Origin of the sequence: Pseudomonas sp. MF6751 (assembly GCF_016613265.1) — a bacterium.
Taxonomy (GTDB): domain Bacteria; phylum Pseudomonadota; class Gammaproteobacteria; order Pseudomonadales; family Pseudomonadaceae; genus Aquipseudomonas; species Aquipseudomonas fluorescens_BV.
On sequence record NZ_JAENSV010000022.1, the window covers coordinates 65,226 to 81,195 of the forward strand.

General features: G+C 59.4%; 17 protein-coding genes. 5 read left to right on the forward strand and 12 right to left on the reverse strand.

The annotated features are described in order from the left end of the window. Positions 1-42: 42 nt before the first annotated feature. The 8 genes from ruvB to JJD66_RS18245 all read right to left on the reverse strand — a co-directional run bounded on the left by ruvB (position 43) and on the right by JJD66_RS18245 (position 6,638). Positions 43-1,101, reverse strand: a complete 1,059-nt coding sequence (ruvB, locus tag JJD66_RS18210) for a Holliday junction branch migration DNA helicase RuvB (RefSeq protein ID WP_003193867.1) — start codon at positions 1,099-1,101, stop codon at positions 43-45. Next, positions 1,102-1,713, reverse strand: a complete 612-nt coding sequence (ruvA, locus tag JJD66_RS18215; protein ID WP_003193868.1) for a Holliday junction branch migration protein RuvA — start codon at positions 1,711-1,713, stop codon at positions 1,102-1,104. It abuts the gene before it with no gap. A 70-nt stretch (positions 1,714-1,783) separates the two neighbouring features. Continuing rightward, positions 1,784-2,308, reverse strand: a complete 525-nt coding sequence (gene ruvC, locus JJD66_RS18220) for a crossover junction endodeoxyribonuclease RuvC (RefSeq protein WP_019821257.1) — start codon at positions 2,306-2,308, stop codon at positions 1,784-1,786. A 172-nt stretch (positions 2,309-2,480) separates the two neighbouring features. Further along, positions 2,481-3,227 carry a YebC/PmpR family DNA-binding transcriptional regulator gene (locus JJD66_RS18225; protein WP_105228200.1) on the reverse strand — a complete coding sequence of 249 codons (747 nt, stop codon included), beginning with the start codon at positions 3,225-3,227 and terminating at the stop codon, positions 2,481-2,483. Between the two features lie 135 nt (positions 3,228-3,362). Continuing rightward, positions 3,363-5,138 (reverse strand): aspartate--tRNA ligase, encoded by a 1,776-nt coding sequence (gene aspS / locus JJD66_RS18230; protein WP_200648705.1) that lies wholly within the window; start codon positions 5,136-5,138, stop codon positions 3,363-3,365. A 108-nt stretch (positions 5,139-5,246) separates the two neighbouring features. After that, a complete protein-coding gene (locus JJD66_RS18235) occupies positions 5,247-5,468 on the reverse strand; it encodes an FmdB family zinc ribbon protein (RefSeq protein ID WP_003193872.1) in 222 nt (73 codons plus the stop codon). A 162-nt stretch (positions 5,469-5,630) separates the two neighbouring features. Next, positions 5,631-5,984, reverse strand: a complete 354-nt coding sequence (locus JJD66_RS18240) for a ribbon-helix-helix domain-containing protein (RefSeq protein ID WP_034128584.1) — start codon at positions 5,982-5,984, stop codon at positions 5,631-5,633. A gap of 180 nt (positions 5,985-6,164) precedes the next feature. Further along, positions 6,165-6,638, reverse strand: a complete 474-nt coding sequence (locus JJD66_RS18245; protein WP_003193874.1) for a Dps family protein — start codon at positions 6,636-6,638, stop codon at positions 6,165-6,167. Positions 6,639-7,064: 426 nt separating this feature from the next. Here JJD66_RS18245 and JJD66_RS28340 point away from each other — a divergent pair, with 426 nt between their 5' ends. After that, on the forward strand, positions 7,065-7,667 hold the full coding sequence (locus tag JJD66_RS28340) for a cold-shock protein (RefSeq protein ID WP_003193875.1): 603 nt from the start codon (positions 7,065-7,067) through the stop codon (positions 7,665-7,667). 71 nt (positions 7,668-7,738) lie between these two features. Here JJD66_RS28340 and JJD66_RS18255 read toward each other — a convergent pair whose 3' ends face one another. Both JJD66_RS18255 and JJD66_RS18260 read right to left on the reverse strand, forming a co-directional pair. Beyond that, the gene (locus JJD66_RS18255; protein ID WP_005790924.1) at positions 7,739-7,945 is read right to left on the reverse strand and encodes a SlyX family protein; all 207 of its coding nucleotides are present in this window, start codon (positions 7,943-7,945) and stop codon (positions 7,739-7,741) included. 3 nt (positions 7,946-7,948) lie between these two features. Beyond that, positions 7,949-8,374 (reverse strand): HIT domain-containing protein, encoded by a 426-nt coding sequence (locus tag JJD66_RS18260; RefSeq protein ID WP_054898003.1) that lies wholly within the window; start codon positions 8,372-8,374, stop codon positions 7,949-7,951. A 740-nt stretch (positions 8,375-9,114) separates the two neighbouring features. Here JJD66_RS18260 and JJD66_RS18265 point away from each other — a divergent pair. Next, entirely contained in the window at positions 9,115-10,395 is a 1,281-nt protein-coding gene (locus tag JJD66_RS18265; RefSeq protein ID WP_034128586.1) for an OprD family porin, read from the forward strand. 182 nt (positions 10,396-10,577) lie between these two features. On the opposite strand, the gene JJD66_RS18270 is transcribed toward JJD66_RS18265, so the two are convergent. Beyond that, positions 10,578-11,420 (reverse strand): mechanosensitive ion channel family protein, encoded by an 843-nt coding sequence (locus tag JJD66_RS18270; protein WP_058409974.1) that lies wholly within the window; start codon positions 11,418-11,420, stop codon positions 10,578-10,580. Positions 11,421-11,557: 137 nt separating this feature from the next. Further along, positions 11,558-12,043, reverse strand: a complete 486-nt coding sequence (locus tag JJD66_RS18275) for a YajQ family cyclic di-GMP-binding protein (protein WP_003193880.1) — start codon at positions 12,041-12,043, stop codon at positions 11,558-11,560. 123 nt (positions 12,044-12,166) lie between these two features. Here JJD66_RS18275 and JJD66_RS18280 point away from each other — a divergent pair, with 123 nt between their 5' ends. Genes JJD66_RS18280 through JJD66_RS18290 form a run of 3 tightly spaced genes read left to right on the forward strand, consistent with a single transcriptional unit; the run spans position 12,167 to position 15,748 of the window. Further along, on the forward strand, positions 12,167-13,084 hold the full coding sequence (locus tag JJD66_RS18280; protein ID WP_200648706.1) for a putative 2-dehydropantoate 2-reductase: 918 nt from the start codon (positions 12,167-12,169) through the stop codon (positions 13,082-13,084). A gap of 46 nt (positions 13,085-13,130) precedes the next feature. Next, positions 13,131-15,167: a sensor histidine kinase gene (locus JJD66_RS18285; RefSeq protein WP_105228204.1), complete on the forward strand. Its 2,037-nt coding sequence runs from the start codon at positions 13,131-13,133 to the stop codon at positions 15,165-15,167. 2 nt (positions 15,168-15,169) lie between these two features. Further along, on the forward strand, positions 15,170-15,748 hold the full coding sequence (locus JJD66_RS18290) for a cob(I)yrinic acid a,c-diamide adenosyltransferase (protein WP_032895497.1): 579 nt from the start codon (positions 15,170-15,172) through the stop codon (positions 15,746-15,748). Positions 15,749-15,970 lie beyond the last annotated feature (222 nt).

A 15,970-nucleotide genomic window follows, 5' to 3' on the forward strand; every position in this document is an offset into this window, starting at 1 on the left:
GGGACAGCACAAAGCTCAGATAAATCGTCCGGCGTAAGCTTTTTAATCGTCTACCGCATCGAGGAATTCGTCTACCACGGGCATCTCTCCCAATCGTGACGGAATGTTTAGCCCGAAGTGCAAATAGGCATGACGCGTCACCACCCTGCCCCGCGGGGTACGCATGATGTAGCCCTGCTGGATCAGGTACGGTTCCAGTACATCCTCAATGGTATGGCGCTCTTCACTGATGGCTGCGGCCAGGCTGTCCACGCCGACCGGGCCACCGTCGAATTTCTCGATCATGGTCAAGAGCAGACGTCGATCCTGATGATCAAAGCCATGCTCGTCCACATCCAGCAGGTTCAAGGCCAGGTCCGCGACCGCCTTGGTGATGTGGCCCTTGGCACGCACCTCGGCAAAGTCGCGCACGCGGCGCAGCAGGCGGTTGGCGATTCGCGGCGTGCCACGAGCACGTCGAGCGATTTCAAAGGCGCCTTCCGGGTCCAGGGGCAAGCCGAGGATACTCGCCGACCGGCTGACAATGGTCGCCAGATCGGCGGTGCTATAGAACTCTAGACGTTGAACAATGCCGAAACGGTCTCGCAGCGGGTTGGTCAACATGCCCGCGCGGGTGGTCGCGCCCACCAGGGTGAAGGGCGGCAAGTCGAGCTTGATCGAACGGGCCGCCGGGCCTTCGCCGATCATGATGTCGAGCTGGAAGTCTTCCATGGCTGGGTACAGCACTTCTTCGACAATCGGCGACAAGCGATGGATTTCGTCGATAAACAGCACGTCATGGGGTTCAAGATTGGTCAGCAGCGCGGCCAAGTCGCCAGGACGCTCAAGCACCGGTCCGGAGGTGGACTTGATCGACACGCCCATTTCCTGGGCGATGATATTGGCCAGGGTGGTCTTGCCCAAACCCGGCGGGCCGAAGATCAGGGTGTGGTCCAGGGACTCACTGCGCCCGCGAGCGGCCTGGATAAACAGCTCCATCTGCTCGCGCACGGTGGGCTGGCCGATGTATTCGGCCAGGCTCAACGGGCGGATGGCCCGGTCCTGGACTTCTTCACGGTCACGCGGGCCGGTGGCCGCGATCAGACGATCGGCTTCAATCACTTAAATCATTCCCTTCAGGGCACGGCGAATCATGTCTTCAGCGCTCAGGTTCTTGTCCTTGATGGCCGATACGGCCTTGCTGGCTTCCTGGGGCTTGTAGCCCAGGGAGATCAGCGCATTGACGGCATCGCTCTCGGCGCTGGCGACCTGGGCCGCCGGCATATCCGGCTGGTTCGGTACCAGGGCGAACATGCTCGGCACCACCTCCCAGGCTTTGAAGCGGTCCTTGAGCTCGACCAACAAGCGCTCGGCGGTCTTCTTGCCCACCCCCGGCACCTTGGTCAGGGCTGAGGTATCCTGGGCCGATACAGCACGGACCAATTCATCCACTTCCAGGCTCGACATCAAGGCCAGGGCCAATTTGGGCCCCACGCCATTGAGACGAATCAGCTCGCGGAAGAAATCGCGGTCGCGCTTGCCGATGAAACCATAGAGTAGTTGCGCGTCTTCGCGCACCACTAAATGAGTGTGCAAGGTTATCGGCTCGCCGACCGACGGCAGGCGATACAGGGTGGTCATGGGCACTTCCAGCTCATAACCCAACCCATTCACATCCAGAATCAGGTGCGGCGGCTGTTTCTCAGCCAGGGTGCCGCGCAAGCGTCCAATCACGGTTCAGATCCTTAAAGCTTGGGGGTCAGATCGGAGCCTGACCGCAAAAATAACGATTGCGCTGATGCTATCAGAGACGCAGGCGCCCGCCACGACTACGTGCTGCGCCCAAGCCGTGAGGCAACAGGCTGGAGCGGGTATGGGCATGGCAAATGGCGATGGCCAGGGCATCCGAGGCGTCGATCTGCGGCTTTGAAGTGAGCTTGAGCATGTGCATGACCATCATTTGCACCTGCTCCTTGTTGGCGCCACCGGTGCCGACCACGGCCTGCTTGACCTGGGTCGCGGTGTATTCAGCGATCTCCATGCCCTCCTCGGCACCTGCCACGATGGCAGCGCCACGGGCCTGGCCGAGCTTCAACGCCGAGTCGGCATTCTTGGCCATGAAGACTTTCTCTATGCCCATGGTGACCGGGCCGTAGGTCTGGATGACTTCACGTACGCCGCGATAGACGATCTGCAGCCGCTCGGCCAATTCCCCTGCGCCAGTGCGGATGCAGCCCGAGGCGACGTACACACAGCCGCGTGGGGTCTGCTGCACCACGCCAAAACCGGTGATGCGCGAACCGGGGTCGATACCTAGGATTAAAGTCATAACGCCTGCGGGTTGGATTTACAACGGTATGTGCCAGGCACACATTTGTGTAACAGCATAGAAGCCCTGTGGGAGCTGGCTTGCCTGCGATGCGGGCACCTCGGTGCTTCTGTCAAATCGAGGTGATGCTATCGCAGGCAAGCCAGCCTCCCACAGTGGATATTCATCGTTCTTAAGCGAGCTGTTCGGCCACAGACTCAGGGATGTCGGCATTCGAATACACATTCTGCACGTCATCCAGGTCTTCAAGCATGTCCAGCAGCTTCAGCACCTTCTGCGCACCGTCCAGGTCCAGTTCGGCACTGGTGGTCGGCAGCATCACGATCTCCGCATCGGTGCCGTTGAAACCAGCGGCTTCCAGGGCGTTACGCACGGCGTAGAAGCTGGCAAACGAGGTGAACACATCGATGGAGCCGTCTTCGTTGGTGACCACGTCATCGGCATCCGCTTCCATCGCGGCTTCCATCAGCGCGTCTTCATCGGTGCCCGGTGCGAAGGTGATCTGCCCCTTGCGCTCGAACAGGTAGGCCACCGAACCATCCGTGCCGAGGTTACCACCGCACTTGCTGAACGCATGACGCACGGCTGCCGCGGTACGGTTGCGGTTGTCGGTCATGCATTCGACCATCACCGCGACGCCGCCCGGGCCGTAGCCTTCATAGGTCAGCTCGACCATGTCGTCGGTATCGGCCGCACCGGCGCCACGGGCCACGGCGCGGTCAATGATGTCGCGGCTCATGTTCGCGCCCAGCGCCTTGTCCAGTGCCAGGCGCAGACGCGGGTTGGAGCCCGGGTCACCGCCCCCCTGGCGGGCCGCGACGGTCAGTTCGCGAATCCACTTGGTGAAGATCTTGCCTTTCTTGGCATCCTGACGCTCTTTGCGGTGCTTGATGTTCGCCCACTTGGAATGGCCAGCCATAACACAACTCCGAATTCTCTAGAAACCTTATCAATCCCGCCCCAGGCGAGATTTCCCTCTTTTAAACGCAAAGGCGCATCCGAAGATGCGCCTTTTTGACTGCCTGCTACCTTATCGCGCTTTCACGCAGCAGCCTTACTCAGCCTTCGGCGTCTCGCGCAGGCGGATGTGCAGCTCGCGCAGTGCCTTGGCATCCACCACACCCGGAGCCTGGGTCATGACGTCCGCAGCGCTCTGGGTTTTCGGGAAGGCGATCACTTCACGGATCGACTGGGCGCCGGTCATCAGCATCACCAGACGGTCCAGGCCGAACGCCAGGCCACCGTGCGGCGGCGCGCCGTATTTCAGGGCGTCGAGCAGGAAGCCGAATTTCTCTTCCTGTTCCACTTCGTTGATGCCCAGCAGGCGGAATACCGCTTGTTGCATCTCTTTGCGGTGGATACGGATCGAACCGCCACCCAGTTCAGTACCGTTCAACACCATGTCGTAGGCACGGGACAGCGCGCCTGCAGGGTTGGCTTCCAGCTCTTGCGGGGAGCACTTCGGTGCGGTGAACGGGTGGTGCAAGGCGCTGAAGCTGCCGTCGTCGTTCTCTTCGAACATCGGGAAGTCCACAACCCACATCGGCGCCCATTCGCAGGTCAGCAGATTCAGGTCGTGACCGAGCTTGATACGCAGCGCGCCCAGGGCCTCGCTGACGATCTTGGCCTTGTCGGCACCGAAGAACACGATGTCGCCGTCAACCGCACCGACGCGATCGAGGATCGTGTTCAGGTTGGCTTCAGGTATGTTTTTCACGATCGGCGATTGCAGGCCGTCGACACCGTTGGCGCGCTCGTTGACCTTGATGTACGCCAGGCCCTTGGCACCGTAGATGCCGACGAACTTGGTGTAGTCGTCGATCTGCTTGCGCGGCATGCTCGCGCCGCCAGGCACGCGCAGGGCGGCGATGCGGCACTTAGGATCGTTGGCCGGGCCGCTGAACACCTTGAAGTCGACGTCCTTGAGCTGGTCGGCTACATCCACCAGTTCCAGCGGGTTACGCAGGTCTGGCTTGTCGGAACCGTAGCGGCGCATGGCTTCTTCGAAGGTCATGTGCGGGAATTCGCCGAACTCCAGGTCCAGCACTTCCTTGAACAGGTTGCGGATCATCTGCTCGGTCAGGCCCATGATCTCTTTTTCATCGAGGAAGCTGGTCTCGATGTCGATCTGGGTGAATTCTGGCTGGCGGTCAGCGCGCAGGTCTTCGTCACGGAAGCACTTGGCGATCTGATAGTAGCGGTCGAAACCGGCCACCATCAGCAGTTGCTTGAACAGCTGCGGCGATTGCGGCAAGGCGAAGAAGCTGCCGGCATGGGTACGGCTCGGTACCAGGTAGTCGCGCGCGCCTTCCGGGGTGGCCCGGGTGAGGATCGGCGTTTCGACGTCGAGGAAGCCGTTTTCATCCAGGAAGCGGCGGATGCTGGTGGTCATGCGCGAGCGCAGGCGCAGCTTCTCGGCCATTTCCGGACGACGCAGGTCCAGGAAGCGGTAGCGCAGGCGAGTTTCTTCGCCCACGTCGGAGTATTCATTGAGCGGGAACGGCGGGGTTTCCGACTCGTTCAGCACTTCCAGCTCATAGCCCAGCACTTCGATGCCGCCGGACGCCATGTTCTTGTTCACAGCACCGGCCGGACGCAGGCGTACCTTGCCGGTGATCTTGACGACGTATTCGCTGCGCACGCGGTCGGCGGCGGCGAAGCTTTCGGCGCGGTCCGGGTCGAACACTACCTGGGCCAGACCATCACGGTCACGGATATCGAGGAAGATCACCCCGCCGTGGTCGCGGCGACGGTGAACCCATCCGCAAAGGGTGATTTCCTGACCTTCCAGGGTCTCGTTCAGTTGGCCGCAATAGTGGCTGCGCATCATGGTCGTGGTTTCACTTCTCGTAATTCGAAATTCGGTGGCAGGCCCGCCTCGTCACCGCACATTAAAGCAGGGGACGGATAATGCAGGAGCCTGCGCGTAGAGTTCAACTCAGTCTGCTTTGTCGCCGCCGGCCAGGTTCTTCTTGGCACCGGTCTTGAAATCAGTCTCGTACCAGCCGCTGCCGCTCAGGCGGAAGCCCGGCATGGACAACATCTTCTTCAACTCAGGTGCCTGGCAGGCAGGGCAATCGACCAGCGGCGCGGCGCTGATCTTCTGAATGGCTTCCAACTGATGACCACAGGAAGCGCATTGATAGTCGTACATGGGCATGGAGATGTCTCGGCGATCAGATCGTTACAGCGCCACGCCCTGCCCTGTGCATAAAGCCCGGCATGCGCAGCAAAGCGCGGGATTATATCTGGTAAATCAACACAGCGCAGCCGGCTTTGTGCCCAGGACCGGGCCCGTCGGGCTGAAGGGCCGGCCATCGGACTACTGCGCGAGCGTATCCCCGGACGTGAGAGCGCCCCGGCCTTTGAGGACGTGAACCACGCACACCACCCTCACCAGCCCACTGAAGTTCTTCACGCCTCCGTAACGCAAATGCACTTCCCGATCGACATAGGACAACAGCGCACTGACCGAACAGGTATTGAGCCTGGCGATTTCCGTCAGGATATTCCAATAGATCTGTTCAAGCCGCAGGCAGGTAGAAAACCCATTGAGCCTGACCGAACGGGACAGTGGCTTGGCCAGCCCCATATCAAAACCCTTGGTAAAAGGGTCGACCTTTATCTTGTGAAAACCACAGGCTTCCATCATTCCCTTACCCACTCCACGTGACATACACCTGACACTCCATTGCCAAACAGCAGCCAATGGGCTTCTCCCATTGGACGATGGCCTATAAAACAGCAGCCAGCGCAGCGCAGCCAGAAGACGGGGAGTTGTTAGTTGTAGGACAACGCCAGGAAGCGCAGGGAAACCAGCAGGCGGCGCCGAAAAGGCGCCGCCTGGGTTCGACAATTACTGGTTTTCGAGCAGGGAGCGCAGCATCCACGCGGTTTTCTCATGAACCTGCATACGCTGGGTCAACAGGTCCGCCGTCGGCTCATCACTGACTTTGTCGAGCAATGGGAAGATGCCTCGCGCGGTACGCGTGACCGCTTCCTGGCCGGCCACCAACTGCTTGATCATCTCTTCGGCGCTCGGCACACCCTCTTCTTCCTTGATGGAAGACAGGCGGGCGTAAATCGAATAGGCACCCGGCGCCGGGAAGCCCAGGGCACGGATACGCTCGGCAATGGAGTCCACTGCCAGCGCAAGCTCGTTGTACTGCTCTTCGAACATCAGATGCAGCGTACGAAACATGGGGCCTGTGACGTTCCAATGGAAATTGTGGGTCTTCAGATACAGAACATAGGTATCGGAGAGCAGGCGGGAAAGTCCGTCGACGATGGATTTACGGTCTTCTTCACTGATACCAATATCGATTGCCATGTGTTTCCCCTTCAATTGACGAGCATTCATTGATCAGGTGCAGCTCCACTCTAGCAAGAGAGTGCGCCACGTGCAGCCCGACACGCTCGGGCGGCATGCGGCAAATCGCCCCGCACCGACTGCGGGATCTGACTTGGCAGGCCTGTTTACCTGTAGGAAGGGTCTAGGCCACCACTGAAAAATCCCGCACCTGTCTGGGACAAGCGTTTGACGCAGAAATGCCGTGGCCGTGGCAACACCCCGAAATGCTTGATTTGAGTAGGCACAGCCTTTGCTGTTAAATAGACGCGGTGTGGCTGCCGTTTATTCCTGCGGCACGTCACATAGGCTGATACCCGCGCACGTGCTCAACGCCTCCCATTGTTCAGAAGCGAACCGTGCCAGTCAGCTCTTCCTTGTGATCCGTCTTAACGTGAGTTAACCAAAATGTTGAAAATCGTCCACCTGCTAACGGGCGTTGCAGCCTTGCTGCTGTCCTTTATTCCGAGCCTGCAGCCTGAAAGCCTGCCCTACCTGGAACAACACGACGCCCTGTACCTGGCCTTGTTCGGCCTTCTTAACCTGACGCTCGCACCGGTAATCCCTTACTGGAACAAAGGCACGCGTCATCAACTGCAAAACCTGGTCAGTGCGCTGCTGGTGCTGACTGTTGTCGTACAAACCCTCACCCTCCTGGCGCCCATGCCTGAAGTCGGGGGCCATCCGGCCATCCTGCTCAGCCTGGTGATCGCTGTGGTCGCCATCGTTCTTCACCTGGCCATCAGCTTCTACCGCTCGTCTCCAGCGGCCGCGTCGCAAAACTATGACATGACCAACCGGGATACCGGGACCGTCAAGTGGTTCAACACCTCCAAGGGCTTCGGCTTCATTTCCCGCGACTCGGGCGACGATATCTTCGTCCACTTCCGAGCCATTCGTGGCGAAGGCCATCGCGTCCTGGTCGAAGGCCAGCGCGTAGAGTTCTCGGTGATGAACCGTGACAAGGGCCTGCAAGCCGAAGATGTCATCGCTGCCCTGCCGCGTCGCTGATCCCAGCCCTCGCAGCAAAAAAAACCGCGATCCAGCCTTGGCTGGGTCGCGGTTTTTTTATTGCTGCGCACTCAATAGTGTGGCGGCGGCGCTTCCTCTTCGGATGACTCGAACTGCCCGCCCATTTCTTCCTGGCGCTTGAGCAATGCAGTCATTTGCAATTGCAGACGTTCGACGGCCCGCTGCTGGGTGACCAGGATGTCGTTGAGGGTCTCAATGGTGTCGTCCTGGAAGGCCAGGCGGCTTTCCAGGTCGGTGACGCGTTCTTGCAGGTCCATGGTTCAGTCCTGGGTAAAGATGAAGTCGGCAGGCAATAGCTCGCGCAATCGGCTGCGAGTCGCGGCCACCTGCTCTTCGGTGTAGGGCCGGGCCGGGTGCTTGCCCCACACCGGGGCTGGCCAGGCGGCGTCGTCGCGCTTGCGCACAATCACATGCACATGCAACTGGCTGACCACGTTACCCAGCGCGCCGATGTTCATCTTGTCGGCCGCCAGCCCGTCGTTAAGCAGCTGCGCCAGGGCCGTCGTTTCTTGCCACAAGGTTTGTTGATCTGCGACATCCAGTTGAAACACTTCGCTGATACCTTCGATGCGCGGCACCAGGATGAACCAGGGGTAATTGGCGTCATTGGACAGCAGCAGGCGACAGAGCGGGAAGTCCCCAATGGCCAAGGTATCTTGTTGCAGGCGTTGATCTAAGGCGAACACGTGGCACTCCGTTCGGCAGTTCGGTAACAGGTGCCCAGCATACCTTCGAATGCCCAAGGCTTCACGGGCAATGCTGGCGGCCTTGAGGCAACCAGGCAAAAAAATGCACCCTTTAGAGGCAATAGCCCAGGTGAGCAACGCTAGGCCGGGCCTCAACGGGATGCACCAAAATGACCCACCTGTGCCTCAAAGGGATCCGCCGATTACCCACTGATAAGGGTCAACCGGTAACGTTTTACCCAGGTACAGGATTCAGGTACCACCGAACCGGGGTAACACCCTGGCGTCAAGCCCAACCGAAATGGCGTAAACCCCCCGTGCTTATGCGGTTTTTACAGGTTCATCACACTTTTCACGAAAAAATGACATTCGGTAAGTGGTTTGAGCACGCTTGTTGCATTCACCCCCATATCGTCGGCAACGACACCCGTTTGGACACAGGTGTTTCGCGATAAAAATAGTGGCGTTTCAATGTGTATCAGGGATGCGTTCAAACTTTGAAAGAAGTCTGAAAACAGCATTGAAGTTGTCAGCCTGGATACATTTCAGGCTGTGAATTTGCGACATGGATCTAGCGATTTACGACAGCCTCGTAAAGAAGCTGAAAGGATAATTGAGTAAGTATCGTCAATAGGGTCTGCGTGAGATAACTTTGCGCCGACACAAAAAGAAAGAGCCGCCCAGATAAAAATACAGGTGGGACGGCAGTACTCTTCCTAAAACCAAAGGAGCAAATCACGATGCGCGTGATGAAGTGGAGCATGATCGCCCTGGCTGTTTCAGCAGGCACCTCGCAGTTCGCAATGGCGTCCGCCCAGGACGATTCCAAGGGCTTTGTTGAAGACAGCACGTTCAGCATCAATACTCGCGCGCTGTACTTCAGCCGTGACTTCCGTAACAACCCGTCGGGCCCAGGCTCTAAGAGCCGTGCTGAAGAAACCGGCCTGGGCTTCAATGCCCTGTACGAATCGGGCTTCACCCAAGGCACCATTGGTGTCGGTGTCGACGTGATCGGCCTGATGGGCGTCAAGCTCGACAGCGGCAAGGGCCGCGCCGGCACCGGCCTGTTCCCAACCGGTTCCGACGGTCGCTCGCAAGATGACTATTCCAAAGGCGGCGGCGCGGTCAAGTTCCGCATCTCCAACACCGTGCTGAAAGTCGGTGACCAATACACCACAGCCCCAGTGTTTGCCTCCGACGACAGCCGCCTGCTGCCAGAGCTGCCGCAAGGTATCTCCATCACCAGCAACGAAATCAAGGGCCTGAAGCTTGAAGGCGGTCACTTCACTTCCAGCGTCGCGCAGAACCAGACCTACCACGACAGCCTGGGCCTGACCAAAACCGACTTTGTCGGCGGTGTGTATGCCTTCACTCCAGAAGTCACCGGCAGCCTGTACTACGCGAAAACCGAAGATTACTTCCGCAAGTACTACAGCAACCTGAACTGGACCCACGCCCTGAGCGATGATCAGTCGTTCGCCCTGGACTTCAACATCTACGACACCAAGAGCGACGGCGCCGGCCTGCAACGTGCAGAGAAAGATGGCGTGACCAAGCTCGACAACCGCGCCTTCAGCTTGCAGGGCGCGTACACCATCGGTGCTCACACCTTCACCCTGGCAGCCCAGAAAGTCACCGGTGACGGCGACTACGGTTACGGCGTAGACGGCGGCGGCACTGTGTTCCTGGCCAACTCCATCGCCCGTTCCGACTTCAACGCCGAAGGCGAAAAGTCCTACCAGGCGCGTTATGACATCAACATGGCAACCTTCGGCATTCCGGGCCTGAGCTTCATGACCCGTTATGTAACCGGTAGCGGCGCCAATACGGGCACCACCTCGAATGGCAAAGAGTGGGAACGCGACATCGAAGCCAAGTACGTGATCCAGAGCGGCCCGGCAAAAGACCTGAGCCTGCGCCTGCGTCAAGCGACTTACCGTTCCGGTGATGGCGTGTACTACGGTTCGCCGTCGATCGACGAGCTGCGTCTGATCGCCAACTACCCGCTGAACATCTTGTAATTGCCGGTTCAATTACAACGATGACTTGAGGCCTCGGCCTTAAACAAAAAGCCGCTCCTCTGTTTAAACAGGGAGCGGCTTTTTTATTGCAGTTTTATTTCAACCAACAAAACAACTAGCAAGCTAAGTAACTAGTTTTTCAAAGCTGACCTTTCGGCCAACTTCGATAGCATCACGCCAAGTTACTTCGGCGCACTTTCCTGCATCACCCGAATAACCCGTTGCGGAAACGGAATATCAATCCCGGCCGCTTTCAAACGGTCACGCGCCAGTTCATTGAGCATAAACACCACATCCCAATAATCCGGGGTGTTGGTCCAGCAACGCAGGGAGACAGTGATGGAACTGTCGCCCAAGGTCGACACCACCGCCACGGCGGCAGGGTCCTTCAGTACACGTGGGTCTTCAGCCAAAGCCAGCAGCACTTCACGGGCCTTCTGCAGGTCCGCCTCATAGTCCACACCCACGTCAAACACAACCTTGCGGGTCGGCTGGCGGTTGGTGTTGGTGATAAGACCGTTGGACAGGCTGCCGTTGGGAATGATCACCGTCTTGTTGTCGCCGGTACGCAGCACCGTGTGGAAGATCTGGATGCTGTCGACGGTACCCGAGGTACCCTGGGCTTCGATCCAGTCACCGATACGGAACGGTCGGAACAACAGAATCAGCACGCCGCCGGCAAAGTTCGCCAGGCTGCCTTGCAAGGCCAGGCCGATAGCCAGGGTAGCGGCACCGATCGCCGCCACGAACGAGGTGGTAGCCACACCGATCATCGAGGCCACGTTGACCACCAGCATGACTTTGAGCGCGATGTTCGCAAGGCTGGTGATGAAGTGTTGCAGTGCCAAGTCTGCGTTACGCATGGCCAGCAGACGGCCCACGCGGTGAGTCAAAACATTGATCAGCCACCAGCCAATGGCCAGGGTGACCAACGCCAGCAATACCCGGCTGCCGTATTCCATGATCATGGGGAGCCAAGACTGGGAGGTCTTGATCAGGTGATCCATTTCAGCGTTCAAATCCATCTACTTTCTCCTATTGTGCGGCGATAAGGCTGTATTGACTGCCTGACAACGCAATTGAGCCCCGAAGGGCTCAATTGTAGGCAATGATGCTTGGGGCGTCGGACGTCAAAAGTGCCCACAGGTTCCCCAAAGTGCCATCAGTCGCGGAAGTTATTGAACTGCAGCGGCATGTCGAAGGTCTTGGCGCGCAGGGCTGCGATAGCCTCTTGCAGGTCATCACGCTTCTTGCCGGTGACGCGAACCTGCTCGCCCTGGATGGCGGCCTGGACCTTGAGCTTGGCGTCCTTGATGTGCGCCACGATCTTCTTGGCCAGCTCTTTGTCGATGCCTTCCTTGAGCACGGCTTCCTGCTTCATCAGTTTGCCTGAGGCGTAGGCGTCCTTGACCTCCAGGCACTGCACGTCGATCTTGCGCTTGACCAGGGCCAGCTTGAGGATCTCGATCATCGCTTCCAGCTGGAAATCGGCTTCAGCGGTCAGGTTGACGGTCAGTTCCTTTTCCTTGAATTCGAAGCTGCCCTTGCCTTTCAAGTCATAGCGACGGTCCAGTTCCTTGACGGCGTTCTCGACGGCGTTGGTGACTTCGTGTTTGTCCAGTTCAGATACCACGTCGAACGAAGGCATGTGATTTCTCCAATATAAGGGGCGGGCTCAGTAGAGATGGAGCGCGCCCGAGCTAAAATGCCGGGGCATTATAGCGGTTCTTTCGCGCCGTTCACCGCTGGCGACCTTATGGAATACACACTGATGTCGACCCCCTGGCATATTCTTGGCGCCGGCAGCCTGGGCACCCTCTGGGCCACGCGGCTGGCACGTGCGGGGGTGCCCGTCAGGCTGATCCTGCGCAATGAGGCGCGCCTGGCCGACTATCGAGCCGGCCAAGGGCTGACCCTGGTCGAGCAGGGTGTGGAACAGACTTACCCGGTAGTCGGTGAAACGCCTGACAGCCCGGAGCCGATTCATCGCCTGCTGGTCGCGTGCAAAGCCTACGATGCTCAAAGCGCTATCGCCCAGTTGCACCATCGACTGGCGCCCGACGCCGAACTGATCCTGCTGCAAAACGGCCTTGGCAGCCAGGACGCAGTGGCTGCACAAGTGCCGTTGGCCCGTTGCATCTATGCCTCAAGTACCGAAGGCGCGTTTCGCGAACGCGACTGGCGGGTGGTATTTGCCGGCCATGGTTACACCTGGCTGGGGGATGCAAGCCACCCCACGCCACCACTGTGGCTGGACGACCTGCAGGCGGCAGGCATTCCCCACGATTGGGCCAGCGATATCCTCACGCGCCTGTGGCGCAAGCTGGCGCTCAATTGCGCCATCAACCCGCTGACCGTGCTTTACCAGTGCCGCAACGGCGGCTTGCAAGCCCACGCGTGTGAAGTGGCAACCTTGTGCGCTGAATTGGCCGAGCTGCTGGAATGCTGCGGCCAGCCTGCTGCCGCACAGGACCTGCACAGCGAAGTGCAGCGGGTGATCCAGGCCACGGCGGCCAATTACTCGTCCATGCACCAGGACGTGGTCAACCACCGACGTACCGAGATCAGCTACCTGCTGGGCTATGCCTGCCAGGCGGCGGCCCGCCATCAATTGGTGTTGCCGCACCTGCAACAGTTGCAAGCGCGCCTGGTCGAATATCTGCGCGCACGCGGATTGGCCAGCGACTGAGGCACGCGCTACCCTGCCTACCTGTCTATCACCTGGGAAACCCCTGATGCCACTGCGCCAGCGTCTTGAAAATCTACCGGTAGGGCAGAAACTGCTGGCGGCCCTGCTGGTGTTGTTGACCACCGTATTGCTGGTGGCCAACCTGACGTTTATCAGCGCCGCCTACTGGATCTCCCAGGAAAGCATGGCCCCCCAGGCCTTGCAGTCCATTGGTCGACTGGTGTCCAACCCCGCGCTTGCCGCCGAGGCCCTTGAGTCTCCGACCAAGGCCGAGGCGCTGCTCAATGAGCTGACCAGCTATTCACCGTTGCGCGCCGCCGCTTTGTACGATGGCGAAGGCAACCGCCTGGCGCAGATGCAGCACGGCGACCGCCTGCACCTGCCGGACCACTACCGGCATATCGAAGCGTGGCGCCTCACTGAATTTCGCAGCAACCAGGTCATCACCCTGCCCCGTGGCACTCAGCCTTCGGGGCATTTGTTGCTGGTGGCCAGCAGTGAGCTGCCGATGGCGTTCTATACCGGCACGCTGACCGCCAGCCTGGGCATCCTGATTTTCAGTGTGTTGTTGTGGCTGGTCATCGCCCGGCAGATCAAACGCCTGATCACACGGCCGATTCATGAACTTGAAGAACTGTCCCGCCAGGTGACCCGCGAGGAGAACTACGCGTTGCGCGCCGGGCGTGGCAACCGTGATGAAATCGGCAGCCTGGCCGAAGCGTTCAACACCATGTTGTCGCGCATCGAAGCCCGCGAGCAGCAGCTCAAACGCGCACGCGACGACTCCCAGGCTGCGTATGACCAGGCTCAGGGCCTAGCCGAAGAAACCCGGCATACCAACCGCAAGCTGGAACTGGAAGTCCAGGTACGCAGCAAGATCGAGAAAAAGCTCACGGGCTTCCAGAACTACCTGAACAGCATTATCGACTCGATGCCCTCGGCGCTGATCGCCCTGGATGAACAACTCTACGTTACCCAGTGGAACCAGGAAGCCACCGCCCTATCCGGCACTCGCCTGGACGAAGCCCTGAACCAGCCGGTTTTCCTGGCCTTCCAGCCGCTCAAGCCGTACCTGCCACAGATCAAGGCCACCGTGGAGCAACACACGGTGGAGCGGATTGAGCGGGTCACCTGGATCAAGGACGACGAGCCCAAGCATTACGCGCTGACGTTCTACCCGTTGATGGGCGGCGCCGGGCGCGGAGTGGTAATCCGAATCGACGACATCACCCAGCGCCTGTCCCTGGAAGAAATGATGGTGCAATCGGAAAAAATGCTCTCCGTGGGCGGCCTGGCTGCAGGTATGGCCCATGAGATCAACAACCCGCTGGGCGCGATCCTGCATAACGTGCAGAACATTCGCCGGCGCCTGTCCCCCGAGCTGCCCAAGAACCTGGAACTTGCCGAACAGGTGGGCATCGAGCTGGAGACGGTCAACCGATACCTGCAAGGCCGCGAAGTCCCTCAATTGCTCGACGGCATTCAGCAGGCCGGGGCGCGTGCCGCGAAAATCGTTACCCACATGCTCAGTTTCAGCCGCCGCAGCAATCGCCAGATGGCGCCCTGCGATTTGCCGGCGCTGATCGACCAGGCCGTGGAAATCGCTGGCAACGACTTCGACCTGACCATTGGTTTCGACTTCAAGGGCCAGGCGATCATCCGCCAGTTCGATCCGCAACTGGGCCCGGTACCCGGCACCGCCAACGAGCTGGAACAAGTGCTGCTCAACCTGTTGAAGAACGCTGCACAAGCCATTCACCTGCGTGAAGACGACAGCGAACCTGGGCGCATTATCCTGCGCACCCGTCTGAACCCGCCGTGGGCAGAAATCCAGGTAGAAGACAACGGCATCGGCATGAGCGAAAACGTGCGCAAGCGCACGTTCGAACCCTTCTTTACCACCAAGGAAATCGGCCAGGGCACCGGGCTAGGCCTGTCGGTGTCGTACTTCATCATCACCAACAACCACAAGGGCCAGATGGAGGTGCATTCCACCCTGGGCCAGGGCACCTGCTTTACCTTGCGCCTGCCTTTGGCCGGCAGCCAATTGCCCCCCACTGAACTTACCCAACTGGAGCACTGACCATGGGCTTTCGCCTGTCGAAGATCTACACCCGTACCGGCGACAAAGGCGAGACCGGCCTCGGCGACGGCCGCCGCGTGCCCAAGGACCATCCACGCGTGGAAGCGATTGGCGAGGTGGATACCCTGAACAGCCAACTGGGCCTGCTGCTGGCCAACCTTGAAGAACAAAGCGGCAAGCACCCGGCGTTGAAGGACGTGATTGAAGTGCTCACGCCTTGCCAGCACCGTCTGTTTGACTTGGGCGGTGAACTGGCGATGCCTGTGTACAAGGCGCTGAATGCGGCGGAAGTGGATCGGCTGGAAGCAGCGATTGATCGCTGGAACGAGGAAGTCGGGCCGCTTGAGAATTTCATCCTGCCCGGCGGATCAGCCTTGATTGCCCAGGCCCATGTGTGCCGCAGCCTGGCGCGCAGCGCCGAGCGCCGCTGTCAGCACTTGAATGCGGTGGAGCCGCTGGAGGGTGTGGGGTTGGCGTACATCAATCGGTTGTCGGATTTGCTGTTTGTGGCGGCCAGGGTGATTGCCAAGCGCCAAGGCGTTGCGGAAGTGTTGTGGCAGGCGGCGGCCAAGCCACACTGACCATTATGTGGCGCTTGATAGTGCCCTATCACAGCATAGGTATCTACACAACTTCGGCACGACGCTAAATCTGTGGCGAGGGAGCTTGCTCCCGCGACGGCCTGGCAGCCGACACAGATATAACTGATGCCCCGCGATCCAATGTGGGAGCTGGCTTGCCTGCGAAGACGGCCTGACAGTCAACACAGTTGGACCGTGTACATATCCATTCCTGCGGTAACG

What these genes read in the sequence shown, in the direction of transcription:
- ruvC (WP_019821257.1), bottom strand. Translation starts at nt 2,308, where the DNA reads ATGACTTTAATCCTAGGTATCGACCCCGGTTCGCGCATCACCGGTTTT.
- JJD66_RS18225 (WP_105228200.1), bottom strand. Translation starts at nt 3,227, where the DNA reads ATGGCTGGCCATTCCAAGTGGGCGAACATCAAGCACCGCAAAGAGCGT.
- aspS (WP_200648705.1), bottom strand. Translation starts at nt 5,138, where the DNA reads ATGATGCGCAGCCACTATTGCGGCCAACTGAACGAGACCCTGGAAGGT.
- JJD66_RS18235 (WP_003193872.1), bottom strand. Translation starts at nt 5,468, where the DNA reads ATGCCCATGTACGACTATCAATGCGCTTCCTGTGGTCATCAGTTGGAA.
- JJD66_RS18240 (WP_034128584.1), bottom strand. Translation starts at nt 5,984, where the DNA reads ATGTCACGTGGAGTGGGTAAGGGAATGATGGAAGCCTGTGGTTTTCAC.
- JJD66_RS18245 (WP_003193874.1), bottom strand. Translation starts at nt 6,638, where the DNA reads ATGGCAATCGATATTGGTATCAGTGAAGAAGACCGTAAATCCATCGTC.
- JJD66_RS28340 (WP_003193875.1), top strand. Translation starts at nt 7,065, where the DNA reads ATGTTGAAAATCGTCCACCTGCTAACGGGCGTTGCAGCCTTGCTGCTG.
- JJD66_RS18255 (WP_005790924.1), bottom strand. Translation starts at nt 7,945, where the DNA reads ATGGACCTGCAAGAACGCGTCACCGACCTGGAAAGCCGCCTGGCCTTC.
- JJD66_RS18265 (WP_034128586.1), top strand. Translation starts at nt 9,115, where the DNA reads ATGCGCGTGATGAAGTGGAGCATGATCGCCCTGGCTGTTTCAGCAGGC.
- JJD66_RS18270 (WP_058409974.1), bottom strand. Translation starts at nt 11,420, where the DNA reads ATGGATTTGAACGCTGAAATGGATCACCTGATCAAGACCTCCCAGTCT.
- JJD66_RS18275 (WP_003193880.1), bottom strand. Translation starts at nt 12,043, where the DNA reads ATGCCTTCGTTCGACGTGGTATCTGAACTGGACAAACACGAAGTCACC.
- JJD66_RS18280 (WP_200648706.1), top strand. Translation starts at nt 12,167, where the DNA reads ATGTCGACCCCCTGGCATATTCTTGGCGCCGGCAGCCTGGGCACCCTC.
- JJD66_RS18285 (WP_105228204.1), top strand. Translation starts at nt 13,131, where the DNA reads ATGCCACTGCGCCAGCGTCTTGAAAATCTACCGGTAGGGCAGAAACTG.
- JJD66_RS18290 (WP_032895497.1), top strand. Translation starts at nt 15,170, where the DNA reads ATGGGCTTTCGCCTGTCGAAGATCTACACCCGTACCGGCGACAAAGGC.